The organism is Nocardia vinacea (assembly GCF_035920345.1).
In the GTDB taxonomy this organism is placed as follows: Bacteria; Actinomycetota; Actinomycetes; order Mycobacteriales; family Mycobacteriaceae; genus Nocardia; species Nocardia vinacea_A.
In genome coordinates, this window is record NZ_CP109149.1 from 10,326,812 (window position 1) to 10,352,090 (window position 25,279).

At 65.2% G+C, this 25,279-nt stretch carries 21 protein-coding genes and 1 pseudogene; 10 read left to right on the forward strand and 12 right to left on the reverse strand.

Annotation, left to right across the window (positions count from 1 at the left end; genetic code table 11):
- Positions 1-84: 84 nt before the first annotated feature.
- Complete coding sequence (locus tag OIE68_RS46770) at positions 85-1,260, reverse strand: serine hydrolase domain-containing protein (RefSeq protein ID WP_327097292.1); 1,176 nt, start codon at positions 1,258-1,260, stop codon at positions 85-87.
- Positions 1,261-1,422: 162 nt separating this feature from the next.
- Here OIE68_RS46770 and OIE68_RS46775 point away from each other — a divergent pair, with 162 nt between their 5' ends.
- The 3 genes from OIE68_RS46775 (at position 1,423) to OIE68_RS46785 (ending at position 4,446) form a co-directional block, all read left to right on the forward strand.
- A complete protein-coding gene (locus OIE68_RS46775) occupies positions 1,423-2,145 on the forward strand; it encodes a GntR family transcriptional regulator (RefSeq protein WP_327097293.1) in 723 nt (240 codons plus the stop codon).
- Between the two features lie 85 nt (positions 2,146-2,230).
- Complete coding sequence (locus OIE68_RS46780; RefSeq protein ID WP_327097294.1) at positions 2,231-3,715, forward strand: NCS1 family nucleobase:cation symporter-1; 1,485 nt, start codon at positions 2,231-2,233, stop codon at positions 3,713-3,715.
- The gene (locus OIE68_RS46785) at positions 3,715-4,446 is read left to right on the forward strand and encodes an aspartate/glutamate racemase family protein (RefSeq protein WP_327097295.1); all 732 of its coding nucleotides are present in this window, start codon (positions 3,715-3,717) and stop codon (positions 4,444-4,446) included. The genes OIE68_RS46780 and OIE68_RS46785 overlap by 1 nt, the downstream gene beginning before the upstream one ends.
- 4 nt (positions 4,447-4,450) lie before the next feature.
- Here the strand turns inward: OIE68_RS46785 and OIE68_RS46790 are convergent, their stop codons facing one another.
- The 5 genes and pseudogenes from OIE68_RS46790 to OIE68_RS46810 form a co-directional block, all read right to left on the reverse strand.
- Complete coding sequence (locus OIE68_RS46790; protein ID WP_040689289.1) at positions 4,451-4,792, reverse strand: hypothetical protein; 342 nt, start codon at positions 4,790-4,792, stop codon at positions 4,451-4,453.
- Positions 4,793-5,108: 316 nt separating this feature from the next.
- Positions 5,109-5,687 carry an isopentenyl-diphosphate Delta-isomerase gene (idi, locus tag OIE68_RS46795; protein ID WP_327097296.1) on the reverse strand — a complete coding sequence of 193 codons (579 nt, stop codon included), beginning with the start codon at positions 5,685-5,687 and terminating at the stop codon, positions 5,109-5,111.
- Positions 5,688-5,730: 43 nt separating this feature from the next.
- Positions 5,731-6,603 (reverse strand): geranyl diphosphate 2-C-methyltransferase, encoded by an 873-nt coding sequence (locus tag OIE68_RS46800; RefSeq protein WP_327097297.1) that lies wholly within the window; start codon positions 6,601-6,603, stop codon positions 5,731-5,733.
- 51 nt (positions 6,604-6,654) lie between these two features.
- Positions 6,655-6,948, reverse strand: a pseudogene (locus tag OIE68_RS46805) (terpene synthase family protein); the annotation flags it as partial.
- 692 nt (positions 6,949-7,640) lie between these two features.
- Positions 7,641-9,047, reverse strand: a complete 1,407-nt coding sequence (locus OIE68_RS46810) for a family 2B encapsulin nanocompartment shell protein (protein ID WP_327097299.1) — start codon at positions 9,045-9,047, stop codon at positions 7,641-7,643.
- Between the two features lie 593 nt (positions 9,048-9,640).
- Between OIE68_RS46810 and OIE68_RS46815 the strand changes: the two genes are divergently transcribed.
- The 3 genes from OIE68_RS46815 (at position 9,641) to OIE68_RS46825 (ending at position 13,650) form a co-directional block, all read left to right on the forward strand.
- Entirely contained in the window at positions 9,641-12,544 is a 2,904-nt protein-coding gene (locus tag OIE68_RS46815; RefSeq protein ID WP_419150861.1) for an acyl-CoA synthetase, read from the forward strand.
- Between the two features lie 81 nt (positions 12,545-12,625).
- A complete protein-coding gene (locus OIE68_RS46820) occupies positions 12,626-12,919 on the forward strand; it encodes a hypothetical protein (RefSeq protein WP_327097301.1) in 294 nt (97 codons plus the stop codon).
- Between the two features lie 131 nt (positions 12,920-13,050).
- A complete protein-coding gene (locus OIE68_RS46825) occupies positions 13,051-13,650 on the forward strand; it encodes a class I SAM-dependent methyltransferase (protein ID WP_327097302.1) in 600 nt (199 codons plus the stop codon).
- 18 nt (positions 13,651-13,668) lie between these two features.
- Here OIE68_RS46825 and rffA read toward each other — a convergent pair whose 3' ends face one another.
- Both rffA and OIE68_RS46835 read right to left on the reverse strand, forming a co-directional pair.
- Positions 13,669-14,808 carry a dTDP-4-amino-4,6-dideoxygalactose transaminase gene (gene rffA, locus OIE68_RS46830; RefSeq protein ID WP_327097303.1) on the reverse strand — a complete coding sequence of 380 codons (1,140 nt, stop codon included), beginning with the start codon at positions 14,806-14,808 and terminating at the stop codon, positions 13,669-13,671.
- A complete protein-coding gene (locus OIE68_RS46835) occupies positions 14,798-15,898 on the reverse strand; it encodes a glycosyltransferase family 2 protein (RefSeq protein WP_327097304.1) in 1,101 nt (366 codons plus the stop codon). Before OIE68_RS46835 ends, rffA begins: the two co-directional genes overlap by 11 nt.
- A gap of 258 nt (positions 15,899-16,156) precedes the next feature.
- Between OIE68_RS46835 and OIE68_RS46840 the strand changes: the two genes are divergently transcribed.
- From OIE68_RS46840 to OIE68_RS46855, 4 genes are all read left to right on the forward strand, one after another.
- Positions 16,157-18,364, forward strand: a complete 2,208-nt coding sequence (locus tag OIE68_RS46840) for a hypothetical protein (protein ID WP_327102049.1) — start codon at positions 16,157-16,159, stop codon at positions 18,362-18,364.
- A 67-nt stretch (positions 18,365-18,431) separates the two neighbouring features.
- Positions 18,432-20,678, forward strand: coding sequence for a hypothetical protein (locus tag OIE68_RS46845; RefSeq protein ID WP_419150659.1), 2,247 nt, complete (start codon positions 18,432-18,434; stop codon positions 20,676-20,678).
- Positions 20,675-21,184, forward strand: coding sequence for a GtrA family protein (locus tag OIE68_RS46850; RefSeq protein WP_327097305.1), 510 nt, complete (start codon positions 20,675-20,677; stop codon positions 21,182-21,184). The genes OIE68_RS46845 and OIE68_RS46850 overlap by 4 nt, the downstream gene beginning before the upstream one ends.
- A 21-nt stretch (positions 21,185-21,205) precedes the next feature.
- Positions 21,206-21,439: a Trm112 family protein gene (locus OIE68_RS46855; RefSeq protein ID WP_040689305.1), complete on the forward strand. Its 234-nt coding sequence runs from the start codon at positions 21,206-21,208 to the stop codon at positions 21,437-21,439.
- A gap of 45 nt (positions 21,440-21,484) precedes the next feature.
- Here the strand turns inward: OIE68_RS46855 and OIE68_RS46860 are convergent, their stop codons facing one another.
- The 4 genes from OIE68_RS46860 to OIE68_RS46875 form a co-directional block, all read right to left on the reverse strand.
- Positions 21,485-22,135 carry a TetR family transcriptional regulator gene (locus OIE68_RS46860; RefSeq protein WP_327097306.1) on the reverse strand — a complete coding sequence of 217 codons (651 nt, stop codon included), beginning with the start codon at positions 22,133-22,135 and terminating at the stop codon, positions 21,485-21,487.
- Entirely contained in the window at positions 22,132-22,923 is a 792-nt protein-coding gene (locus tag OIE68_RS46865) for an ABC transporter permease (protein ID WP_327097307.1), read from the reverse strand. The genes OIE68_RS46860 and OIE68_RS46865 overlap by 4 nt, the downstream gene beginning before the upstream one ends.
- Positions 22,920-23,651, reverse strand: a complete 732-nt coding sequence (locus tag OIE68_RS46870; protein ID WP_063045620.1) for an ABC transporter ATP-binding protein — start codon at positions 23,649-23,651, stop codon at positions 22,920-22,922. Before OIE68_RS46870 ends, OIE68_RS46865 begins: the two co-directional genes overlap by 4 nt.
- Before the next feature lie 77 nt (positions 23,652-23,728).
- On the reverse strand, positions 23,729-25,246 hold the full coding sequence (locus OIE68_RS46875; RefSeq protein WP_327097308.1) for a multicopper oxidase family protein: 1,518 nt from the start codon (positions 25,244-25,246) through the stop codon (positions 23,729-23,731).
- Positions 25,247-25,279: the final 33 nt, after the last annotated feature.

Sequence of the window (25,279 nt, forward strand, 5' to 3'; positions counted from 1 at the left end):
TTGCTGTGCACCCAGCGCCCACTCTCGCACGCAATCCGCAATCCGCAATCCGCAATCCAGCAGAATCTGCTCAGGAATGGACGCTCAGGCCAATCCCTCCTTAGCCAGGTTATGCGCAATCGCACCGAGCCGCGCCAAGCGAGCATCGCCCAATGGCGTCAGCTTTCCGCCGAGCCGATTGGTGACGAAGGCCAGCGACATACCGGTCGCCGGATCGGCGAACGCCCCCGAACCGCCGAGGCCGAAATGACCGAACGCGGAGACGGGTTCGGCCTTCGACGGCTTCATCGGCACACCGTGGTAACCCAGTGCCCACGGAATGCGAAACGCCAGAACGTAATCGGGAGTGAAGACCTGACGTTGCGTGATCAGCTCAATAGTTTCCGGACGCAGCAACTGGAAGTCCCCGAGTCGACCATCGGTCGCGAGGGCGCTGTACATCCTCGCCAGGGCACGCGCCGAGAAGACGCCGTTGACGCCTGGAATCACCGAATCATGCAGGCGCGGATCGGAAACCATATCCGCGAACCCGCGCGGCGTGGTTTCGGCGGCCGCCGCGAAACGAGTCCGGCCCATGAGCCGCGCACTGTTCTCCCAACTCATGCCCGCGACCGTGAGCTGAGGAAAGTTGGTGGCAATGCGGCCGCGCTCTGAATCCGGCACCCGGAACCAGAGTTCATCCGCCGCAAGCGGTTCCGCGATTTCCGTGCGCAACAACTCGGTGAAGTCCGAACCGGAGGCCCGTCGGATCAGCTCGGCGACCAAATGCCCGAAGGAGATTCCGTGATAGCCGCTGGTCACCAGGTGACGCGGATCGGGGGAGCAGGCCGCGAGTGCGGCGGTGACCTCGGCATCGTCGAAGAAATGCGCTACCGGCCCGGGCAGCAGATCGCGCAGCCGATGCAGACCCGCCCGGTGCGTGAGCATTTCTCGTACCGTTATCCGCTCCTTGCCCGCCGCCCCGAATTCGGGCCAGTAGGTGGCGACCGGCTCGTCGTAATCGAACAGTCCACGCTCGGCCAATCGGTGTGCCAGCGTCGAGACCACACCCTTACCGGTGGAATACGCCATGGCCACGGTATCGGCGGCCCACGGCACGCCTGGATGCGCGAATCCAGCCCACACATCCACGACCGGTTCGCCGTGCTGATAGACCACGAGCGCCCCGCCGCCATCGCTCGGCCGGCGGAACAGCCTGTCGAATTCGGCGACCAGGCGCACATAGCGACGATCCACCGACTGCGTTGTCGTAAGTGTCATCGGATTACCTCTGTCGTTCGACCAACCAACAGCATGGCACGGCGGCGATCGCGGTCCATCGAGGTGCCGAATTCCAACCATGAGACCGGTCGGTTCGGTGAACTTTTCCTGACCGTCACATCCGCGATCGAAATCGCAACACGGCTCGCATAGCGTGGCCGCATGCCCCCGAGACGACGATCGGCGCTACTGGCCAGGTTGGTTGTCGACGAACCAGGCCGACCGCAAGTGATCCTCGGCGAACTGCGCCGGGTGATTCTGGATGGGGCCGTGCCGCCGTGCACGGTGATCCCACTGCGGGAGGTCGCCGAACTATTCGGCGTCAGCCACATCCCGGTGCGGGAGGCGCTCAAGACATTGATCGGGGAGGGACTGGTCACGCATCGGCCGCACGGCGGCTATGCGGTGGCTCAGCTGACTTCCAACGAGCTGCGCGAAATGTATATCGTGCGGGAGACCCTGGAAACCGCCTCGCTGGCGGCCGCGGCGCGCAATGCCACCGACGCCGACCGCGCCCGCTTGCTCGAAGTGAATTCGCTACTGGAACAAGCGATTCGAGATGACGACCCCGTCGCGTACCACCGCCAGTCGCGCCATTTCCATGTGGCACTGACCAAGCCGTCGCGGTTGTTCCGACTGCTGCACATGCTCGAATCGGCATGGAATGTCACCGAGCCGGTGCAGTCCATGGTGCACATCGCCCGCGGCGATCGGGTGCGCCTGCACACCGATCACGCGCTGATGCTCGATGCGTTCATGGCCCGCGATGTGGATCGCCTGCTGCTGATCGCCGAACGGCATCACCGCAGGTTGGAGACGGTAATCGCGACGCTGCCCACCGATACCGGACTGCTCGCGCCGGAAGATATATCTGTCGCGCAATAGCCGGGCAATAACTGCGCAATGGTAGGGCAATGCGCGGTTTCTACCGTCGTTTCGATCACAGTTTCACCCTCGGATGGGAAACACCATGACCGAAACGCTCACCACCGCGGCCCCGCCCGTACCCGCGCCACCCGCCTATGACCCACGGCTGACGAATGCGGATCTGGCCCCGCTGCGCAAGCAGACCTGGGGCTCCTACAACATCTTCGCGTTCTGGATGTCGGACGTGCACAGCGTCGGCGGCTACGTCACCGCGGGCAGTCTGTTCGCACTCGGACTAGCCAGCTGGCAGGTGCTCGCGGCGCTGCTGATCGGCATCACCATCGTCTATTTCTTCTGCAATCTGGTCGCCAAACCGAGCCAGGTGACCGGTGTGCCGTATCCGGTCATGTGCCGCAGCGCGTTCGGGGTGCTCGGCGCGAATATCCCGGCCATTATCCGTGGCCTGATCGCCGTCGCCTGGTACGGGATTCAGACATTCCTTGCCTCTGCTGCGCTGGATGTCGTACTGGTGAAACTGTTTCCGAGTCTGGCGCCATACGCGGTCGTCGACGACTACGGGTTCCTCGGTCTTTCGCTGCTCGGGTGGGGCAGTTATCTAATGCTGTGGGTCGTGCAGGCCTGCGTGTTCTGGCGCGGCATGGAATCGATTCGCAAATTCATCGACTTCTGCGGTCCCGCTGTTTATGTCGTGATGTTCCTGCTCTGCGGTTATCTGATCGCCGAGGCGGGCTGGAGCGCCATCGACCTGAAGCTCGGCGAGGTGAAGTACACCGGCTGGGACTCGGTGCCGGTCATGCTCGGTGCGATCGCGCTGGTCGTGTCCTATTTCTCCGGTCCGATGCTGAACTTCGGCGACTTCTCCCGCTACGGAAAGAGTTTCGCAGTGGTGCGGCGCGGCAACCTGCTCGGGCTGCCGGTCAACTTCCTGCTCTTCTCGCTGCTGGTCGTCATCACCGCATCGCTGACGGTCCCGGTCTACGGCGAGCTGATCACCGATCCCGTTGCGACGGTGGCCCGTATCGACAGCACCTTCGCGATCGTGCTGGGCGCGTTGACCTTCACCATTGCCACCATCGGGATCAATATCGTCGCCAACTTCATCTCACCGGCCTTCGACTTCTCGCACGTCAGCCCGCAGCGGATCAGCTGGCGTGCGGGCGGCATGATCGCCGCGGTCGGCTCGGTCCTGATCACGCCGTGGAACCTCTACAACAATCCGGAGGTCATCCACTACACCTTGGAGGTGCTCGGCGCATTCATCGGCCCGCTGTTCGGTGTCCTCATCGTCGACTACTACCTGGTGCGCAAACAGCAGGTAGTAGTCGACGACTTGTTCACCCTGTCGCAGACCGGAACCTATTGGTATAGCAAGGGTTACAACCCGGCGGCGGTCATCGCCACCGCAGTAGGCGCGATCGTCGCGGTGATCCCGGTGCTCGCCAAGGATGTCACCGGCATGTACACCGCCGCACAGTACAGCTGGTTCATCGGCTGCGGTCTCGGCTTTCTCACCTACTACCTGCTGGCCACCCGAACCCGGTTGGCAGTGAAGGGAGTTACTGCCTGATGCGCATCCGGGTCGTCAACCCGAACACCACCCGGGCGATGACCGACGCGATCGAGCAGTGTGCCCAGGCCGTAGCGGGCCGGGGCACACTGCTCGACGCGGTCACCGCCGAAATGGGGCCGGCCTCGATCGAGAGTCACTACGATGAAGCCCTCAGTGTGCCGGGCATTCTCGCTGCCATCCGACGCGGCGAACAGGAGGGTATCGACGGCTACGTGATTGCCTGCTTCGGCGATCCGGGCCTGGATTCGGCCCGAGAGCTGGCACGCGGACCGGTAATCGGCATCGCAGAGGCGGCGCTGCATACCGCGAGTCATCTAGGCGGCGGATTCAGCATCGTCACGACGCTCAGCCGGACCATCGGCCGAGCGGACGAGCTGGTGTATCGCTATGGCATGCAACGTTTTTGCCGCGGCATCCACGCCTGCGAAATCCCGGTGCTCGCACTGGAAGATCCGGATGCCCGCAAAATCGTCACCGAGGCATGCGGCGATGCGGTCGACGCCGATGGCTCCGATGCGATCGTCCTCGGCTGCGCGGGCATGGCCGATCTCTGCAGTCACATCCGCGACGAGATCGGTGTACCGGTGATCGACGGCGTCGCCGCTGCCACCCTCACGGTCCAGTCGCTGATCACCCTCGGCCTGCGCAAATCGGGTAGGGGAGAGTTCGCCGCACCATCACCGAAGCAGTACAGCGGCCTGCTGCGCTCCTTCGGCTCGAATTCCTGAGCTGTCAGGCGGCGGCCAGGGCTTCCATCGCCGCATCGGGATCGTCGACATCGACGACGAGACGGGTGAACCCGGGGCCGGCGAGGTCGATGAGAATGGCATGACCGTCGAATCTGGTGTCCCAGAACTCTTTTCGCCCTTTGCCGCGGTAGGTGCCCGCCGCGATCACGCCGGGAAAGAAGGTGCCCGGTGCGCGGACCCACGGTGGGCGCAGATCGACCGGGGCGGGGGTCACCTCTTTGATATCGGCCAGATCGAAGGTCACGTGCTCGCGCAGGGCCAGCAGTCGGTGCCCCCCGAGCACATGAACCGTCACTTTGTCGTCCGTGACTTCCACTTCGACCATCGTGCACCTCGCTGAATTCAGGACCTCGTACGCAAACCAGGATCCGAGTCGCTCCTGTTCGTACCCTGTGTCGTGCCTGTGATTTCTCGAAGGCTTTGTCCGGTGTTACAAGTGCCGCATTTCCGCACGAAAATACTTGCTGAAACGTAGATATGCGCATTAAAGCATGACTGCCGACTACTGCCGACGGACTCGGCCGAGGCAGCCACCTACGGACCACAGCGGCGATTACGAAATGACGCCGGAGATGATCGGTGGCTGCCCCGGCCTACGCGCCGGTATCGGGCAGGTCAGTGGGACGACATTCCGATGAGTCTCAGATGACCCGAACCGCTTCTTCCGCGATATCGAGCACACCGAGCAACCACGGCGTATAGCTCCCCGGATCGTCGGCGATCGCATCTCGCAGCGCCTCCGGTTGGATCCACGCGTAGTCGGCGACCTCCGCCGGATCCGCCCGTGGCGCCGCGGTCCGGAGGAACTCGGCATCGAGCCGCCCGATGAGCACATGATCCCATTCGTGCTCCACCCGACCGGTCGCGGAATCCTGGGCGTGATAACGGAAGATTCCGACCTCGGTCAGCGCGGTGGCCAACCCCATCTCCTCGGCCAACCGGACCGCGGCGGCCGCCACCACCGGCTCATCCGGCGCGGGATGACCGCAGGCCGTATTGGCCCAGAGCAGCGGGAACCGCGTCTTCACCGCAGCACGCTGCTGCAACAGCACCCGACCCGCATCGTCGTACAGCAGCACCGAGAACGCGCGGTGCAGCAGCCCAGGCGCGGTATGCGCCTGCGCTACCGGGCACGCACCGACCGCGCGCCCGGCCGCGTCGACGAGCTCAACAGGCAGGGCCTCGCGGTCGGTGATCGGTTTGGCCAGCGTTTCGGTCACAGCTCCGCCTCGACCGTCGGTGCTGCGCCCATGATTCGCTCGCTCATCGGCCCACCTTATCGGCGGCGATCAGCAGGTATTGGAAGCTGCCCTCCTTGTAGGCGGTCAGGAACGGCTTCTCCACGCCGGTCGCAAGCTCGGATTCGGTGCGCAGCTCCCAATAGGGAATCGTTGCGGCGGTCAGATCGATGACGTTGACCGGCACCAGATTGTTGTCGGCCAAGGCCCGGAAATACTCGCTGCGCGGATGGATCATGCAGCCGTAGTGGGCGTCGATCCAGCTGACCGAGGCCGAGCGCCCGCCATTGACATCGTTGGAGCAGCCGGTGATGCAGACGTAGCGACCACCGGGTTCGAGCAGCCGGGCGAACTCCTCGAACAGCTCGCCGAGGTCGACATACATGGTGGTTTCGTTGGTCCAGATGCCGCGCTTGGATCCGGTGTCGAAGCCGGTATCGAGCATATTCCGGAAATGGAAGCGCACTTTGTCCGCGACACCGCGATGGGCGGCCTGATCATTGGCGAAGCCGACCTGGTATTCGGAAATGGTGACGCCGTCGACCTGACAGCCGAAGCGCTGATTGGCCATAAAACTCGTACCGCCGCGGCCGGAGCCGCCGTCCATCAGCCGATCGCCGGGCCGGATATCACCGAGGTGGTGCAGCAGCAGCGATGCCTGCGCGGTCTCCAGGCGGTGCAGTTCCTTGACGAGCCGTTCCTCGCGAGAATCCGCCGGCCCGGCCAGCGCCGCCTGATCGGGTTCGCCGATGCCGTAGTGGTGGTGGAACAGCCCGTCGACCTCACCGAGTTTGGTATTGACCCGGTCGTCATTCGGGTTGTTGTTCCAGTACTCGGCAACGGCTTTCTGGTAGCTGGTGCGCAGGACGGACCCCGTGTTGGGATTGAGCATGGTCATGCCTGATCATCCTCTCGTGTTGCGGTACTACTGATTACGTTGCGGTACTGGCTAATTCGACTCGTTGTAGCGCTTGCTCGCGGCGTGCCAGGCGCGGTTGCCGCCCATCCACGCCCAGAGCCCGCCGAGGAACCGGCGCAGTTCGGCCGATCCGGCGGCGGCCAGTGGACCGGCCTCCTGTTCGAATCGGTGCACCAGCTCGTCGTGCACGACGGCGGTGCGCAGCACCGCCTCGCGCCGGGCGCAGCGCTCCTCCGCGGCCAAGACCGTCGGCAGGTTGAGTTCCCTACCGTCCGAACGGTCTTCGCGCGCCATCGAATACAGGTCGTTCACCATCTGACTGGCGAGTGCGGCCGTGGTGAGTCGATGAGCCCGTCGTTGACCAGTTGGGCCAACGCCGGGTCATCACGCAACGGCGGTGGACAGTACAGGGGTGGAATCGGTGCCGCGGTGACGTGCAGGTAGGCCGATGCGGTACCTAAGCCGGTGGGGCCGAATGGGATTCGACTCCGTGCGGTTTTCGGTTCGGCTGGGGCCGATCCTGCCGGCGCGGCCCCCTGCGCCACGCCGACAGCGATCGGTGTGGCGTCGAACGCCACCGGTGGCGGCTGGAGACCAGCCGCCCGGATAGTAGGTGTGCGTGCGGGGTCGGGTACCTCAGTAGTAGGTAATCCCGCTTGGGTGGTGGTGGACGACGGAAGTAGGAGTGCAGCCGCGCCCAGACCGCTGGGTCCGAGCAGGCTGTGCGGAACAATCGCCTCAGGTTGGGTGGGTCGGTCCAGTTCTGACGAATCAGCTTCCACCACCTGGGTTTCGGATGATTCGGGTATTGCGGTGCATTCGGGTAATTCCGTACTTTCCGGTGTATCGGTTTTTTCAGGTGGAGCCGAGGTTTCCGGTGCCGGAACCTCCAGCGGGAGCGTTGGTGGTGCGGTGGTATCGAGGTTGGACAGCAGTGCTGCGACAGCGGCGGCCACCTCGTGGGTGGCTGGTGGGGCCGAGGCGCGGGAGAGCACCGACATCGGTCATCACCCCGGTCAGTCCGCCTGCCGGGCGACCAAGACGTTGTCGAGCACGCCCAGTGCGTCCGGCACCAGCACGGCCGCCGAGTAGTAGCAGCTGACCAGGTAGGAAATGATCGACTGATCGTCGATGCCCTTGAAGCGGACGTTCAGGCTCGGCTCGTATTCGTCCGGGATGCCGGTCTGGTGCAGGCCGATGACGCCCTGATCTTTCTCACCGGTACGCATGGCGAGAATCGAGGTGGTCTGGGTATCGCTGACGGGGATCTTGCTGCACGGGTAGATCGGGACGCCGCGCCAGGCGAATACGCGGTGCCCGTCCACCTCGACCGGATCCGGATACAGGCCGCGCTTACTACATTCACGACCGAAGGCGGCGATCGCTTTCGGATGTGCCAGAAACAGTTTCGTGCTGCGCCGCATGCTCAGCAGCTCGTCCATATCGTCCGGCGTCGGTGCGCCGGACTCACTGTAGATGCGCTGTTTCAGGTCGCAATTGTGCAGCAACCCGAAATCGGGATTATTGACCAGATCACTCTCGCGCCGCTCGTAGAGCGCCTCGATGGTGAGCCGGAGCTGTTGTTCGACCTGGTTCATCGGATCGTTGAACAGGTCGGCGACGCGGCTGTGCACCCGCAGCACACTCTGGGCCAGGCTGAGCTCGTATTCGCGCGGGGCATCGTCGAGGTCGACGAAGGTGCCGGTCAGCAACGGCTCGCCGAAATGGCCCGAGGAGATCTCGATATTCGCTTCGCCCTTGGTATTTTGCGGGTGCGCCGGAGCAGCGGCGACACGGGACAATTGCTCCTGGAGCGCCGGGGTGTACTCGAGCATTTCTTCGAGCGTTTGCCGGGACAGCACCAACATGGTGGTCGGGGTGACGGTTTTGACGGTCACCGGCCAAATACCGGACCCGTCGACGAGGGTTTCATCACCGAAGAAATCACCGCCGCCCAGCATGCCGAGCTTGGTTTGCTCGCCGAATTCCCCGGTGCCGATCTTGCTGAGTTTGCCGTGCACGATCAGCATGACCTGATTCATCGGATTGCCGAATTCGGCGACCACCGTACCGGGTTCGAGGTCACGCTGCTCGAAACGCTGGGCGAGCGCGCGCAGCACCTCTTCGTCATCGAAGTCCCGCAGTTGCGGAAGTTCGGTGAGTTCCATCGGGATCACCCTGGCTTGCGAGCCGTCGATGACGAACTCGACCTCGCCGTTGCCGACGGTGTGGGTCAGCCGTCGGTTCACACGATAAATACCACCGTTGACCTGCGTCCACGGCAGCGTGCGGGTGAGCCAGCGCGAACTGATGCCCTGCATCTGCGGCTCGGACTTGGTGGTGTGCGCGAGCTGGTGGGCGGCACCGGTGCTGAGGCTCTTGCGCCCGTTGGTTTCTGTTTGGACTGGCATTTCGATGGTCATGCGTGGTCCTCACCTGAGATGGTCACCGAGACGGTCGATTGTGCTGTACTGGTGGTCGATGGCTTTCGAATTCGGCGGTGGTACACAACAATTCGACAGGCGGCAGGCCTGCTGGGGTATGGCGGCATGGTTGCCGAGAGAAGTGGCGGACCGAGGCATGCGGACGGTGACCGATTCTCCCGTGCGAATTGGCTTACGCGACATTGCGTTCCGAACGGCTTCGATCCTAAACCGCGAAAGATGCTGTGCGCACGCGAATCTCGAGAATGAAGCCACGAGAATGCTGGTCTGTTTTTCGGATGGTTACGACATGACCTCGATGCGGATAACTACCGATAACGACCCGGGATGAATCGGTGCGGACCGGGCAAGGCTGTACGGTCGGTATCTTTGCCGCACCGCCGGCGCGAACATCCCGCATCATCGGCCCGACCTGGCATGGATCCGGTCACAGCCGACCCATAATGGATACACGGTATGGGAAGCTCGTCTGAGCACATCGGGGTGTGTGATGCGGGTCACTTTGCAGGGTAGGGCCAGGAGCGATCGTGAAGTTGAATGTGGAAAGTGTGGTCGGGTCGGTGCAGCGGTTGATGGCAACGGCCCAGAACGGCCTCGAGGTCATCCGCTTCGGCGGGTTGAGCACCGATGTCGAGTCGTCGCCGTTCGAGGTCGTCGAACGGCGCAGAATGTATCGACTGCGCCATTACTTCCCCGACGATCCGACGCCGGGTCGCCCGGTCGCGGTCTTGGTCCCACCGCTGATGGTCAATGCCGATATCTGGGATGTGAACGCCGACGACGGCGCGGTCGGCATTCTGCACCGCGGCGGAATCGACTGCTGGGTGGTCGATTTCGGTTCGCCCGCCAGCGAGGAGGGTGGCTGGGAACGGGATCTGGCCGATCATGTCCTCGCGGTCAACAGCGCCATCGATACGGTCTGCGACGCGACCGGCGCCAATGTGCACCTGATGGGGTACTCGCAGGGCGGCATGTTCGCCTATCAGACCACCGCCTACCGCTTCGGCAAGGGCGTGGAGAGCATCGTGACTTTCGGCAGCCCGGTGGATGTGGTCGCGGGCATGCCGTTCGGACTGCCGTACGGCATGGTCTCCGACGTCGCGGAGTTCCTGGCCGACCACGTGGTGACCCGCCTGCCCATCACCGATTCCATGGTCCGGCTCGGCTTCCAGATGCTCGACCCGGTGAAGACCGCCAAATCGCGCATCGACTTCCTGCGCCAGCTGCACGACCGAGAGGCATTGCTGCCCAAGGAACGTCAGCGTCGGTTCCTCAATAATGACGGTTGGGTCGGCTACGCCGGTCCGGCGGCGGCGGATCTGCTCAAGCAGTTCGTCGTGCACAACCGACTGATGCTCGGTGGCTTCGTGATCCGGGACCAGCCGGTTTCGCTGGCAGAGCTGAAGTGCCCGATCCTGGCCTTCGTCGGCGAGGTCGACGATATCGGCCAGCCGGCCGCGGTGCGCGGCATCGTCCGCGCCGCACCCAATGCCGAGGTATACGAAGCCAGTTTGGTGGCGGGACATTTCGGCCTCGTCGCGGGCAGCATGGCGACCAGGCATACCTGGCCGCTGGTGCGTCAGTGGATCGATTGGATGGACGGTGATCAGCCGCTGCCGCCGGAGATCGCGCCGATGACCGACCATATGGCGACGAACCGGCCGAATTCGGTGGCCACCCGGGTCGTGCACACCGCGGCCACCCTGGCCGAGGCGGGTGCGGGTGTCGGCAAGGCGCTGGAGGGCATTGCCGGCAATACCGTGCGCGGTTCGATCGAACTCGCCGGTGAGGCCGCGCGCGCACTACCGCGGTTGACTCGACTCGGCATGATTCAGCCGCATACCCGCATCTCGTTGGGCCGCTTGGTCGCCGAGCAGGCGCGCCGCGCGCCGCTGCGCGATCTGTTCCTCTTCGAGGATCGCGTACACACCAATGCCGCCGTGAATGTACGCATCGACAATGTCGTGCGCGGGCTCATCTCCGTCGGCATCCGCCCGGCCATGCGCGTCGGTGTGGTGATGGAGACCCGGCCGAGCGCGCTGGCCAGCGTCGCCGCGCTGTCCCGTATCGGTGCGGTGTCCGTACTACTCGCCCCCGGTAGCGAACTGGAGCGGGCCATCGAACTCACCGGCATCAAAGCCCTGATCTCGGATCCGGAGAATCTGCGGGCGGCGGCGGCTACCGGTACGCGGGTGCTGGTGCTCGGCGGCGGTTCCGCGCGCTCTCTGAATATTCCGTTGAGCGAAGATGTGATCGACCTGGAACAGATCGATCCCACGCAGGTCGAGCTGCCCGCCTGGTACCGCCCGGACCCGGGTCTGGCGCGGGAACTCGCTTTCGTGCTCGTCACCGGTACCGGTGACCGGCTGGAGGCCAAATACATCACCAACCACCGCTGGGCGCTGTCCGCCTTCGGCACCGCGACCTCGGCCGATCTGGATCGCAAGGACACCGTCTACTGCCTTGCGCCGCTGCATCATTCGTCCGGTCTGCTGGTGAGCCTGGGCGGCGCGATCGCGGGCGGCAGCCGGATCGCGCTGGCCAGGTCGCTGGATCCGATCCAGTTCGGTGAGGAGGTGCACCGCTACGGCGTCACGGTGGTCACCTACACCTGGACGATGCTGCGCGACATCCTCGACGCCGAAGTCTTCCCTGCCGGACACCAGCATCCGATCCGCCTGTTCATCGGTTCGGGCATGCCCGCGGGCCTGTGGCGACGCACCACCGAACAGTTCGCGCCGGCTCGGGTGCTGGAGTTCTACGCCTCCATCGAGGGCGACGTGGTGCTGGCCAATGTGGCCGGTGTGAAGGCGGGCTGCAAGGGCCGCCCCGTGCCAGGCACCGCGAAGGTGGAGTTGGTCGCCTACGACCCGGTCACCGAGCAGATCCGGACCGACGGGTCCGGTTTCGCGCGCCGGTGCGCGGATAACGAGGTCGGGCTGTTGATCGGCAAGGCGACCGAGGGCATCGACCTCTCCGACGGCGGACTCCGCGGGGTCTTCACGGCGGGCGATGCGTGGATGCCGACGGAAAACCTCTTCCGCCGCGACAGCGACGGCGACTACTGGCTGGTCGATCGCACGGACACGGTGATCCACACCGAACGCGGTCCGGTCTTCACCCAGCCCATTGTCGATGTGCTCAACGACATCACCGCGGTCGATATGGAGGTCGCCTTTGCGCTGCCCGTCGGCGACCATGCGCTGGCGGTGGCGGCGGTCAGCGTCCGCAAGGGCTTCCGGCTGGAACCCAAGGATGTTACCGAGGCGGTGCGCGCACTCGATCCGGACCAGCGGCCCGACATCGTCTACGTCGTCGACGAGATTCCGCGCAGCTCGTCCTACCGCCCGTCGACGCGGGCCGTGCAGGTGGCGGGCCGTCCGCAGCCGGGACCCGATACGTGGTGGTACAACCGGGAATCCGAGGCCTACGAAATCCGCACCGAAGACGAAGCCGGAGCCCTCTTCGGCGAATAAGCCGGCACCCCGTCGTTCCGGTTTCGGTCGAAGCGGCGGTAGCGTGGATGCCAGGTCCGCGGCGACAACGGAGGTTTCGAGATGTCGTGGAAGTTCAAACTGGGCGTCGGCATATTGGCGCTGTTGGGCGTGCTGATGGTGATCGGGTTCGTGAAGAGCCTGGTGCTGTCCCTGGTGCCACTGGTGATCCTGCTGTTGGCCGGTTACGGCGTGTTCCGGCTCTATGTCGGCAGTCGCGGCAAAGCCGCCGAGACCGAAGTGCCACAGCTGCCGGCCACCCTGCCACCCGCGCTCCCGACCCGTCCCACGAAGGATGCGGAAACCAGACTCCGCGAGATCCGCGAGGAAGCCGCCCGTCAGCAGGGCCAGCTGTAGGCGGGTACGCTTGGCGCGCCGGATCGTGTTGGCGAGTCGGTTGATTCATTACGAAGAGGGCGTTGCCTCGTGCGGCTGCCCGGCGCATCCGGGTGGCGTAGTTGCCATGTCGACAACTGTTCAGGGGTGCTGTGAGACCGAGCCTTATCTACCGCAACGGAACCATCTACGAGCTGTTGATGCGTGGGCTGTATGGGCGGCACTACCCCGCTCGGTATCGCGCGATCGCCGAACTCGTGCCCGATGGCGCCTGCGTGGTCGACCTGTGCTGTGGGCCCGCGACGCTGTACACCCGCTACCTGCGCGACCGGTCCATCGAATACACCGGACTCGACCTCAACGGCCGATTCATCGCCAGGCTGGCCCGGGCGGGTGGACGCGGTGCGGTGTGGAATTTGCGTTCCGATACGCCGCTGCCCGAGGCCGATTACGTCGTCATGCAGTCGAGCCTGTATCACTTTCTGCCCGAGCCCGCCCCGGTCATCGATCGGATGCTCGCGGCGGCGGGAAAGCAGGTGATCATCGCGGAGCCGATTCGCAACCTGGCCACCAGCGACAATCGGGTGCTCGCCGCGATCGGCCAGCGGTTCACCGATGCGGGCGACGGCGCACAGGCGCGCCGGTTCAGCGAGGCGACTCTGGACGCGTTCTTCCGCGGTTACGAGCCGCGCGTCGTACAGCGGTCGGTGATCGCCGGTGGCAGGGAGAAGCTGTTCGTGCTCACCGCGTGAGGAGGGTCCGGCGCTCGCCTAAATGGTGTACGCGGTGACGGCGTCGATGACCCTGGTGATCTGATCGTCGGTGAGGTCGGGCCAAAGTGGTAGGCGCACAACGGTCCCCGAGAATTCGGCGCTGCGCACACAGGGCTTCGGGGTGCGGCCCAGTTTGAGTCCGGCCGGGCTGGAATCCAGCGGAACGTAGTGGAATGGCGCCGAGATACCGCGTGTGGCCAGATGTGCGATCAGATCGTCGCGCTGTCGCTCGGTAGGTGTGCGCAAGTAGTACAGATGTGCGGTATGTGTCCGGTCCGCGGGCACCGTCATGAGCCGGACATCGTTGCGGCGGGCCCAGTCGGGCAGTGTGGAGGCGTATGCGTCCCAAACCCGGTGCCGTCCGGTCTGGATCGTCTCGAATTCGTCCAGCTGCGCGTCCAGCACCGCCGCGTTGAGCTCGCTGGGCAGATAGCTGGAACCGATATCCTGCCAGGAGTACTTGTCCACCGCGCCGCGCAGGAAACGGGCGCGGTCGGTGCCCTTCTCGCGGATGATCTCGGCGCGCGACATCAGGATCTCGTCGGTGAGCAGCAGTGCACCGCCCTCGCCGCAGTGCACGTTCTTGGTGTCGTGGAAGCTGAGCGTGCCGAGGGTACCGAGGGTACCCAGTGGGCGATCGCGCCACCGGCCGCCGAGGCCGTGCGCATTGTCCTCCACGATGGCGATGCCGTGCGCGTCGGCGAGTGCGAGCAGCCCGGCCATATCGGCGGCCACCCCGCCGTAGTGGATGACCACAACGGCCTTGGTTCGCTCGGTGATCACCGCGGCAACCGACTCGGGATCCAAATTGCCCGTTTCCGGGTCGATATCGGCGAAGACGCAGGTGGCGCCACGCAGCGCCATTGCCGTCGCGGTCGAGGTGAACGCGAAACTCGGCACGATCACCTCATCATCGGGGCCGAGCTCGAGCAGCAGACCCGCCATCTCCAGTGCGGAGGTGCACGAGGTGGTCAGCAGCGCATGCGGCGCCTCGGTGATGGTCTTCAGCTTCGCAGTGGCCGAGGCAGTGAACCGCCCGTCACCGTGACTGTGGTCGGAGTCGAGAACGGCCTCCAGATTGGCCAGTTCCCGGCGGGCCCGGAACGGGCGGCTGAAGATGACGCGGTCAGTGCTCAACCCGGTCGCTCCCCCTGCTGGCGGTGGTCGTGGTCATTTCTCGGCTATCCGCCGGGCGCGGCGTCGGCGAACCGACGGTCAGATACAGCGGCTTGCCGACGAGGATATGCAAAGCCACACCGAGGTATTCGGCGATGAGTCCCAGCGAGAACAAGATCGTTCCCGAACATAGCAGCAGCACGACGATCATCGAGGCCCAGCCCTCGGGCGCCCAATTGTCGGCGGTGAGCGCCTCGTATACGACGAACGCGGCCATCACGCCACCGGCCAGCGCGAGGGTTACCCCGAGCAGACTGACCAGCCGCAGGCCCCGGGTTCCGCTGCACAGCACCATCTTCCAGAACAGCGAGAACAGCCGGCGGTAGTTGTAGCCGGATTCGTCGCGGCCCTCGGCGCGCAAGGTCACGGGCACCTGGGCGACAGTGCCGACCACCCAGGTCAGCGCGACGTCGAGATAGGCGCCGTTGGAGGCGACCTCGGCGAGCTGGCGGCCGATATCGCCGCGGATGAGCCGATAGCTTTCGAATCGGGTGGAGTCCGGGAAGGCGAAGATCGTCGCAAGTACCACCTTCGCGCCGCGCGAGGTGATGTTGCGCAGGAATCCGTGCGGCCGGGTGTTGGTCGGCTTCGAATAGACCAGATCGGCGCGCTCGGTCAGGGCCGCGTCCAGGAATGCGCCGATGAAGGCGGGATCGTGCTGGCCGTCCTCGTCCATGGTGACGATCCAGTCGCCCTGGGCGGCCGACATTCCCGCGATGGTCGCGGCGTCCTGCCCGAAGTTGCGGCTGAGCCAGACGATGCGGACCTCCGGATAGGTCTGCTCCAGTTCCTGCAGCACCACATCGGAGCGGTCGGGACCATGGTCGTGTACCAGGATGATCTCGCCGACCGTGAAGGCGACGCCGCCGGGAGTGTCGGTGGGATCGGTCAGCCGGTGCAGTTCTTCGACAAGTCCACCGATGGTTTCTTCGCCGCGATAGATCGGCACCACGACCGATACCGCGTGCGGCTGACCGTCGCCCGGTCGAGCGGGGCGTCCGTTGGTCGCACCCGCGGGCGAGCCGTTGGGGTGGGCAGAGGGAATCGGCATCAGCTGGATCGACTTTCGATGACGGTGCGTGCCGGTAATCTCCGCTGGACAGCGGAGCCCGAGCCGCCGTGAACTTTAACACGGTACGCATACGGCATTCCGGAGCAGCTCATCGCACCATCATGGTGGTGTCGGCGGTTCGATGCCAAGCTCGACTGTGCGCTGTAGGGTTTGGAACTCGTGACGGTTGGTGCAGTGACGGAGGCGAAAAACACAGGACCCGACGCCCGCGACAGGGAGCCCGATTCGCGTCGGGAGGTGTACCGATGGGGTGCCGTCTGCACCCTCGGTGTCATCGCGGGATACCTGGCGGTACTGCTGGCCAACGCGCGGCACTTCTACACCGACGACACCGAATCCCAGTACACCGGACTCTGGGTGGGATTGGGACGCGCGCTCCGTGACGGCACCTTCCCGGTGCTGGTGCCCGAGCGCTGGATGTCGGGCAACAACACGATGGATGATGCCGGCCTATTCAACCCGCCGCAGCTGCTGATCGATCTGATCGCGCCGTCGGTCGACAACATGGCGGTGTACGCGACCGTCGTCAAACTGATCTTCGCGATCATCGCCGCGCTCGGCGTCTACCGGATCTGCCTGGTATACGGGGCGCGGCCGGTGTGGTCCGCGGTCGCGGGTGTCGCGTTCCCGTTGTCGGGTTTCTTCCTGTTCTTCGACGAGGCCAGTTGGATGACCGCGCTCACCGGCACCGCATGGCTGGTCCATGCCTGGGCATCGTCGGTGCGCTACACCCGCGGTCTCGGCGGGCCGATTCCCGTCTTCATCTACCTCTATCTGGCCATCTCCACGCAGTACATCTTCCCGGCCGTCGAGGCGGCGCTGATGCTGGTCGCCGTCGCGGTGGGCGAGCTCGTCTACCAACGCAAATGGCAGCCGGTGGCGCGGTTGGCCGTCGCCGCGACGGGTGCCGGTCTGGCCGGATTGCTGACTTTTCTGCCGAGCATGCTCTCGGCGAAGGTGACCTGGCGCGGCACCATGGAGATCAACAACGACCAGTTCTTGACGGTGCCATGGTCGGAATCGCTGAATGCCAGTCTGCCGAGCACATTGCCCGCGTTCACCTCCTGGTGGGGCTATATCCAGCCGATGCCGGTCACCTATATCGCATGGTTCCTTATTCCGGCGTTGGCCTTCATCGACTGGCGGCGCGCCCGCGAATCCTGGCGCGAGCTCAGCGGGGTCGCACTGTTCGCGATCATCATGCTGATGTGGAGTGCCGGACCGGGTTCGATCGGTCCGCTGCGCTGGCCGGTGCGGGTGCTGCCGATGCTCGCGCTCGGCCTGCTCGTGCTGGTCTGTGTGTTACTCGGGCGCTACGCCACCGTCCGTGATCTGAAGAGTCGCGGCGTCGCCGCCGCTCTGCTGATCGGTCTGCTGTGGGTGCGGTCCTTTTCCGCGGATCCACACAATGTGGTCCGGCACGTACTGGCGGCCGCCGCGATCGGCGCCCTCGCCGCCGGAGCGGTATGGCTGGGGCGTAACCGGAGTCTGGCCACCGCGGGTGTGCTGATCATCGTCGCGATGTTCCCGATCGCGTTCTATCAGGTCAATGCCGCTCAGCCGACGCCGATGACATGGCATCTGCCGACCAACAGGTCCGAGGCGCAGGCCGCCTTCCCGGACTTTCCCGGTACCACGATCCAACTCGGCGAGCGCGGCCTGCTGCAGCGCGACGATATGAGCCTCGACGGCGCCTACGGATCGCTGGTCTTCGGCAACTACGCCAAATCGCTCGAGCTGACCTATGTCAACGGGTACACCCCGACCGGTCACTTCTATTTCGGCGAACTGCTGTGCATGCGGTGGGACAGCAGCGTCTGCCCGGACGCCTACCGGCGGATGTTCGCCCCGGAGCCGACCACTGGCCGTCCCCTTGTCGATCTGATGAAGCTGGACCGGGTGGTATTGCAGCGCGCCCTGTTCCCCGATGCGCGCAATCAGCCGGCACCGGAGGGCTGGAAGTGGGTCGACTATCCTGGCCACGAGCGCTACATCTCGGTGCTGGAACGCGTGGACGGTCTGATCTCGACGGTGAACGGCCGCGTCGCGGATGCGAAAAATGTGACAGCGACATCGATTTCGGAGACCGATACCACCAGCCGGGTGCGGGTGTCCTCGGCCGGCGGCGGCAAGGTGGTATTCGCGCGCCTCGGCTGGCCGGGTTACCGGGTGACGCTGGACGGTAAGCAGATCCCGATCACCACGGTGGCGAAGTCGTTTGTCGCTGTCGACATACCCGCCGGCACACAGAACGCCGAACTGGTGCTGACCTGGCGGCCGCCGGGCTGGAAGATCGGAATCGGCACCACAGCATTCGGCATCGCCGCCATCGGGGTGCTGCAGTGGCTGTGGGTGCGATCGCGGCGTCGGGATCCGCAGCCGCCGGCGGCGGATCATCCGAGCCCCGGTGAGCCGGATCGTGAACTGGCGGACGTGGTCTCGTAGCGGTCGATCCGTGCAGGCCCGATCGGAGGTGTCCCTCGACGAGTGCGCCCTGTAGGGTCTGGAACTCGTGGTGGAAAGCAGCGCCCCCGCCCGGCGGGACGTGTACAAGTGGGGATTCATAACCGCGCTCGGTGTGATCGCCGGATATGTTGCCGTCCTGCTGGCCAATGCCAGGCACTTCTACACCGATGACAGCGAGTCGCAGTACGGCCCGCTGTGGGTGATGCTCGGCCGGTCCCTGCGCGACGGCCAGTTCCCGGTGCTGGTCCCCGAGCACTGGATGGCGGGCAACTACGCCATCGAGGAGGCGGGCCTGCTGAATCCGCCGCAACTGCTGATCGATCTGATCGCGCCCTCGGTCGACAACATCGCGCTCTACACCACCGTGATCAAGCTGATCTTCGCGATCGTCCTGGGGACCGGTGTGTACCGCATCTGCCTGGAGTACGGTGCGCGGCTGCCGTGGGCCGCCGTTGCGGGTGTGTCGATTCCGTTCACCGGTTGGCTGCTGTTCTTCGACGAGGCCAGTTGGTACACCGCCTTCACCGGTACCGCGTGGCTGGTGCACGCGTGGGCGTCCGGCGTGCGCTACGCACGGGGACGTGGCGGGCCGATCCCCACCTTCGTTTTCCTGTACCTGGCCATCTCGGTGCAATACATTTTCCCCGCGGTCGAGGCCGGGCTGATGATCGGCGCGGTGGCCGTGGGGGAGATTGTCTACCAACGCAAATGGCAGCCGTCGCTGCGACTGCTCGCGGTCGCGGGCTGTGCCGCGGTGGCAGGGCTGGCCACCTATCTGCCGAGCATGCTGTCGGCGAAGGTGACGTGGCGCGGCACGGCTCAGATCAATAACGACCAGTTCCTGACCGTGCCATGGTCGGAATCGCTCAATGCCAGCCTGCCCAGCTCGTTGCCCGCGTACAACTCCTGGTGGGGTTATGTGCAGCCGATGCCGGTGGTCTATATCGCCTGGTTCCTGATTCCGGCGCTGGCCTTCATCGACTGGCGCAAAGCGCGTGCATCGTGGCGGGAGTTCAGCGCGATCGCGCTCGTCGCGTTGATGGCGCTGATGTGGACGGCGGGGCCCGGCACCATCGGCCCGCTGCGCTGGCCCGCGCGGGTGTTGCCGATGCTTGCCCTCGGACTGTTGGTGCTGGTGTGCGTGCTGCTCGGCCGCTTCGCCACCTTCGAGAATTGGCGTGGCCGCGGTATCGCAGCGGGCGTGCTGATCGGGCTGCTGTGGGTGCGGTCGTTCTCGGCGGCGCCGCGCGAGGTCGTCTGGCATGTGGTGGCGGCGGTCGGAATCGCCGTGCTCGGCGCGGCCGTCGTGTGGCTCGGGATGAAGAAAAGCATGGCCGCGGCTTGCGCGTTGACCATCGTTTCGGTGTTCCCGATCGCGTTCCTGCAGGTGCATGCGGCACAGCCGACGCCGATGAGCTGGAACCTGCCCGAGCAGCGGTCGCAGATGAAGGCCGCGTTTCCCGAATTTCGGGGCACCACCCTGCAATTGGCCGATCGCGGGCTGATCCGGCCGGAGGATCGTTCGCTGCGGGGCGCGTACGGATCGCTGGTCTTCGGCAATTACGCCAAGGATCTGGAGAAGACCTACGTCAGCGGCTATACGCCCAACGGCCACTTCTGGTTCGGTGAAATGCTGTGCATGCGCTGGGACACCAGCGTCTGCCCCGACGCCTTCCGGCGGGCCTTCGCAACGGAGCCCACGACCGGTATGACGATCGTCGACCTGATGAAGGTGGATCGGGTAGTGCTGCAGAAGGCGCTGTATCCGGACGCGCGCAATCAACCCGCACCATCTGGCTGGCAGTGGGTCGACTACCCGGGCCACGAGCAGTACATCGCGGTGCTCGAGCGAGTGGGCGGGCTGCTGTCCGCGCAGAACGGCCGGGTGTCGGCGGTCTCCGGCGGCACCGCGACGTCGGTGTCGGAATCGGAGATGACCAGCCGGGTTCGCGTGAGTTCGGATAATGGTGGCCGCGTCGTCTTCGCGCGGCTGGGCTGGCCGGGCTATCAGGTCGAGCTGAACGGCCGGGCGATCCCCTTCGACGTGGTCGCGAAGACGTTCGTCGCCGTGGATATTCCGGCCGGTACCAAGAACGGCGATCTGGAGCTGACCTGGCGGCCGCCGGGGTGGAAGATCGGTGGGGTCGCGATACTGCTGGGGCTGTTCGGAATCGGCGCATTGCAATGGATGTTCGTGCGCGGGCGCGAGCGTGACGAGGACGACGCGCAGCGGACCGAACCACCGGTGACCGCGACCGTTTCGGAACCCGATCTGGCGGGAGTATCTCGTTGACAGCTGACCAGCAGGCCGAATTCACGGCGGATCATGCGGGTGCGACCGGTGCCGAGGATCCGGGTCTGCTGCTGCGGCTGGTGCGTCGGCAGGAGATCGCCTTCGCGATGGTCGGTGCGTTCAATACCGCGCTGGGGATGGTGCTGACGCTGCTGTGGCTGTCGGTACTCGGCGAGCGGGTGCCGCCCGCGGTCGCGGTGGTCGCCGCCTATGCCGTCAGCATCGTCATCGCGTTCGTACTGCATCGCACGCTGGTCTTCCGGGTGCGCGGACATATGCTGCGCGATTTCGTTCGCTTCGTGGCGGTCAATTCCGGTGGGCTGCTGATGAATATCGCTCTGCTGTCGCTGGCCGTCTCGGTGCTGCATCTGCCGAGTAGGCCGGCCGCGGTGGTGGTGATGGGTCTGGTCGCCATCGCGAGCTTCTTCGGGCATCGCTACATCTCGTTCCGCCGGGCGCCCGTGCCCGAGCCACCATCGGCCGGTTCGGGTGCGGAACGGTTCTAGGCGCCGGGTAAGTTATCGATCATGCCGGAGGAAACCGCGTTGGACGCCACCCTGTTGAGCCTGCTCGCCTGCCCGCAGGACAAGGGTCCGCTGCTGTTGGTCCGCGACGACAAGGGCGCCACCGCGCTCTACAACCCGCGCCTGCGCCGCGCCTACCCGATCGAGAACGGCATTCCGGTGCTGCTGATCGATGAGGCCCGCGATGTCACCGACGCCGAGCACGCCGCGTTCACCAGCCAGCACGCCGACGCCTGAGCAGCCATTCGCTCGGTGGCGCACGATAGCGTGCGCCACCGCGAATTAAGGTGCGGGAGTATCGATTTCACCGGTGAGATAGCGCTGCAACGTGGGGGCGACGGCTGCGACCAGTTCGGCACCCGGCATCGAGGCCACCGGTTCTATCTCCAGGATCTTGCGCGCGACCAGCACGCCGATCATCTGCGTACCCACCAGCGCGACCCGGGCGCGGCCGTCGTCCTCGGGCTTCGCGATCCGCATCCGTACCCGTTCCAGGACGACATCCAGGACAAATGTCCTGGCCAGCGCGGTATCGCCGCCCGCGAGAATGCTGCGCACCGCCGCGACGACCCCGGGACCAGCGGGGGAGTCCCACACCGCGAGCACCGAGCCGAGAATGGTTTCGCCGAGTCGATCCAGCGGCGCGGCCTCGATCCGGCGCAGTGTGGCCTCCGGATCGATCGGCAACTCGACCACCGCGGCGAACAGTTGCTGTTTGGTCCCGAAATAGTGGTGGACCAGCGCGGGATCGACCCCGGCATCGCCGGCGACGGCGCGAATCGAGGTCTTGTCGAAACCGATCTCGGCGAAGCGGGCGCGAGCGGCCGCGAGGATTTCCTCGCGGGCGCCCGACCGACCCGGCCGGCGACCGGAGCGGGTGCCCCGGTCGCCGTTGGCCGTCGGGTCCTGTGCGATCGGGTTCTCGGCCGTCACGCGGTCCGCCGTCGTAGCGTGGCAGCGCCCAGGCAGAGCGCGACGATCGCGAATCCGGCAACGACCGCCAGGTCACGCAGCATCTGACCGGTGACGTCCGAATGCGTCGAAACCTGTTGCAGCGCATCGACCGCATAGCTCAACGGCATCACGTTGCTGATCGCCTCCAACCAGCCGGGCAACTGTCCACGCGGAACAAGTAAGCCACACAGGAAGATCTGCGGCGCGACCACCACCGGCATGAACTGCACGGCCTGGAATTCGGTGCGCGCGAAGGCACTTGCCAATAGCCCGAGCGCGACGCCGCAGACCGCGTCGATCATCGCGATAACCACCACCCAGGCCGGACTGCCCGCCGAGTCCAGGCCGAGCAGCCCGAAGGAAACCAGACAGGCCACCGCCGCCTGCGCCGCCGCGGCCACCGAGAAAGCCGTGCCATATCCGGCGAGCAGATCGAGTTTCGACAGCGGCGTGGTCAGCAGCCGCTCCAAGGTGCCTGAGGTGCGTTCGCGCTGCATGGCGATCGCGGTGATCAGGAACATCACGATGAACGGCAGGATGCCGAGCATGCTGATGCCGACGCGATCGAAGATCGGCACCGGGTTGAGCGGGTTGGGCGGGGTGTCCTTGTAGATGAAGTAGAGCAGCGCCATCAGGACCGCGGGAACCACGAGAATCATCGCGACAGTGCGGTGGTCGTTGCGTAGCTGACGCAGGATGCGTCCGGTCGTCGCGACGTAGGGACGCAGCGTCGGTGTCCGGTGGCGGGGTACGAGGGTGGTGGTCATGCCGCACGTCCCATCGTGATCAGGGTGAGGAAGGCTTGTTCGAGGTTCTGCTCACCGGTTTCGGTGCGCAGTTCGTCCGGGCTCAGCTCGGCGAGCAGGTCGCCCTCGCGCATCAGCAGCAGTTTGTCGCAGTGCTCGGCCTCGTCCATCACATGGCTGGAGACCAGCAGTGTCGTTCCGTTCGCGGCCAATTCGTGGAACTGCTTCCACAGGTCGACGCGCAGTACCGGATCCAGGCCGACCGTAGGTTCGTCCAGGATCAGCACCTCCGGCTGCGCGACCAAGGCGCAGGCCAGGGAGGCCCGGGTCTCCTGGCCGCCGGAAAGTTCGTCGCCGCGCTGGTGGGCGTGATCCAGCAGGCCGACCGCGCCGATGGCCTCGTCGATGTCGTCGCGGTCGCGGCCGTAGAGCGCGGCGAAGTAGGCGACGTTCTCACGCACGCTGATATCGCGGTAGATGCTCGGTGCCTGGGTCACATAACCGATCCGATGCCGCAATTCCGCCGAGCCCGCGGGCAATCCGAGTGCGGAGATCTCGCCGGACGCCACGATCTGGGTGCCGACGATGCTGCGCATGAGTGTGGTCTTGCCGCATCCCGACGGACCGAGCAGTCCGGTGATGGAACCACGCGGGATGGTCAGCGAGATGTTGTGTAGGACTTCGCGGCCGCCGCGGCGCACGGTGAGGTTGCGAACCTCGACGGCATGGGATGAGTGCAGGTCCGTCATGGGACGCCTCAATTCATCGGGTGTTGAATTCACTGTGTGATGAATTTAGCGCGCACGGGACTTCTGGGCAAGACCAGTCAGTGGTGATGTGCCGGTGCTCCGCCCGACTGACCCGGCTCGACGACGACAAACTGGCCCATCATGCCCTGGTCCTCATGCCAGAGCAGGTGGCAGTGATACATGTACGGCGAGTTCGGATCGGCGGGTCCGTCGAACCGCATGGCGAGCTTCGCGGTGCCATTCGGCGGCAGGAAGATGGTGTCCTTCGGTCCGGTCAGCGCGTCGGGCGGCGGTGCGCCGTTCAGTTCGAGGACGCGGAACTGTACATCGTGAATGTGGAAGTTGTGCGGCATGCCGTCGTTGTTGTGCACCACCCAGGTTTCGGCGGTGCCCCGGGTGACCGTCAGATCGATCCGATCCATTGCCATCGGACTGCCGTTGATGCCACTCAGATTCAGTTCGAAGCTGCGCTCGCGCACCGAATCGGAGCCATCCGGCGTGGACGAATGCGCCAGTGCCGCAGGCAATTCCGGCGAAGACCGCAATGTCGATGCAGCACGCAGTTCGAGGATGTCGAAGCTGTCGTCACCGCCCGCGAATCGCTGCGTCCAGAAGTTCAGTCCCGCATCGAGTTTCGTGCTGCGCAGCACGGTCCGTTCACCGGGCCGCACGCGAACCACGATTTCGGCGCGTTCGCCCGGTGACAGCCGCACCCGATCGAGCGCGACAGGACGTTCCAAGTGTCCGCCGTCGGTGCCGACCAGCGAGAAGCGGCGGTCGTCGGCGAAGCCGAAGGTGTAGACCCGCGCTGTCGAAGCGTTGAGCAGTCGCAATCGCACGAGTTCATCGCCGACATTCCGATACGGCGTGAGGGTTCCGTTCACCATGGTCCGGTCGCCGAGGAACCCGACGTCGCGGAACATGCCGTGTGACGAATCGAGCTGATTGCCACGGAATTTCACGTCCTGGACGATGACCGGCAGATCGTCGACGCCATAATTCTTCGGTAGCGAAAGTCCATCGGACACTTCGTCGTCGAGTAGGAACAGCCCCGCAAGCCCACGCTGGACGTGCTGTTCGGTCGCGCCGTGCGGATGCGGGTGGTACCAGAGCGTGGCGGCGGGCTGGTCCACGGTCCAATGCGGTGTCCACGTGCCGCCGGCCTGGACCATCTGGTGTGGCCCACCGTCCATCGCCGCGGGCAGATGCATTCCGTGCCAGTGCACGGTCGATTGCTCCGAAAGATTGTTCCGGACTTCGACTTCCACCTTTTCGCCGCGCCTCGCCCGCAGCGTCGGACCGAGATAGTCCCCGTTGAACCCCCACGTCTCGGTCGCCAGCCCTGCTCGGAATTCCCTTTGCCCCGACCGCATTTCGAGTTCGAAGACACGCGTGCCATCCGCTCGCACCCGGGACTGCGCCAGTGGCGGAATCGCGAGCTCATTGCTGAATTCGCCGCTGCCGATGGTAGATACGGACGCACTGCTGTAAACCCACGTGACGCAGCCGCCAACCGATAGCGGCACAACCACCGCGACCGCCGTGACGATCAAGAGCAACCGCCGCAACCACCGCGGCCGGGAAACCGAAGACATGCCGCTGACGGTATGGATCACCGGCCCCCGACC

Bases quoted from the DNA above. Each gene is read 5' to 3' on its own strand.
- OIE68_RS46780 (WP_327097294.1), top strand. From the start codon at position 2,231: ATGACCGAAACGCTCACCACCGCGGCCCCGCCCGTACCCGCGCCACCC.
- OIE68_RS46865 (WP_327097307.1), bottom strand. From the start codon at position 22,923: ATGACCACCACCCTCGTACCCCGCCACCGGACACCGACGCTGCGTCCC.
- OIE68_RS46790 (WP_040689289.1), bottom strand. From the start codon at position 4,792: ATGGTCGAAGTGGAAGTCACGGACGACAAAGTGACGGTTCATGTGCTC.
- OIE68_RS46770 (WP_327097292.1), bottom strand. From the start codon at position 1,260: ATGACACTTACGACAACGCAGTCGGTGGATCGTCGCTATGTGCGCCTG.
- OIE68_RS46855 (WP_040689305.1), top strand. From the start codon at position 21,206: ATGCCGGAGGAAACCGCGTTGGACGCCACCCTGTTGAGCCTGCTCGCC.
- OIE68_RS46810 (WP_327097299.1), bottom strand. From the start codon at position 9,047: ATGACCATCGAAATGCCAGTCCAAACAGAAACCAACGGGCGCAAGAGC.
- OIE68_RS46785 (WP_327097295.1), top strand. From the start codon at position 3,715: ATGCGCATCCGGGTCGTCAACCCGAACACCACCCGGGCGATGACCGAC.
- OIE68_RS46815 (WP_419150861.1), top strand. From the start codon at position 9,641: ATGGCAACGGCCCAGAACGGCCTCGAGGTCATCCGCTTCGGCGGGTTG.
- OIE68_RS46875 (WP_327097308.1), bottom strand. From the start codon at position 25,246: ATGTCTTCGGTTTCCCGGCCGCGGTGGTTGCGGCGGTTGCTCTTGATC.
- OIE68_RS46800 (WP_327097297.1), bottom strand. From the start codon at position 6,603: ATGACCATGCTCAATCCCAACACGGGGTCCGTCCTGCGCACCAGCTAC.
- OIE68_RS46870 (WP_063045620.1), bottom strand. From the start codon at position 23,651: ATGACGGACCTGCACTCATCCCATGCCGTCGAGGTTCGCAACCTCACC.
- OIE68_RS46820 (WP_327097301.1), top strand. From the start codon at position 12,626: ATGTCGTGGAAGTTCAAACTGGGCGTCGGCATATTGGCGCTGTTGGGC.
- OIE68_RS46775 (WP_327097293.1), top strand. From the start codon at position 1,423: ATGCCCCCGAGACGACGATCGGCGCTACTGGCCAGGTTGGTTGTCGAC.
- OIE68_RS46835 (WP_327097304.1), bottom strand. From the start codon at position 15,898: ATGCCGATTCCCTCTGCCCACCCCAACGGCTCGCCCGCGGGTGCGACC.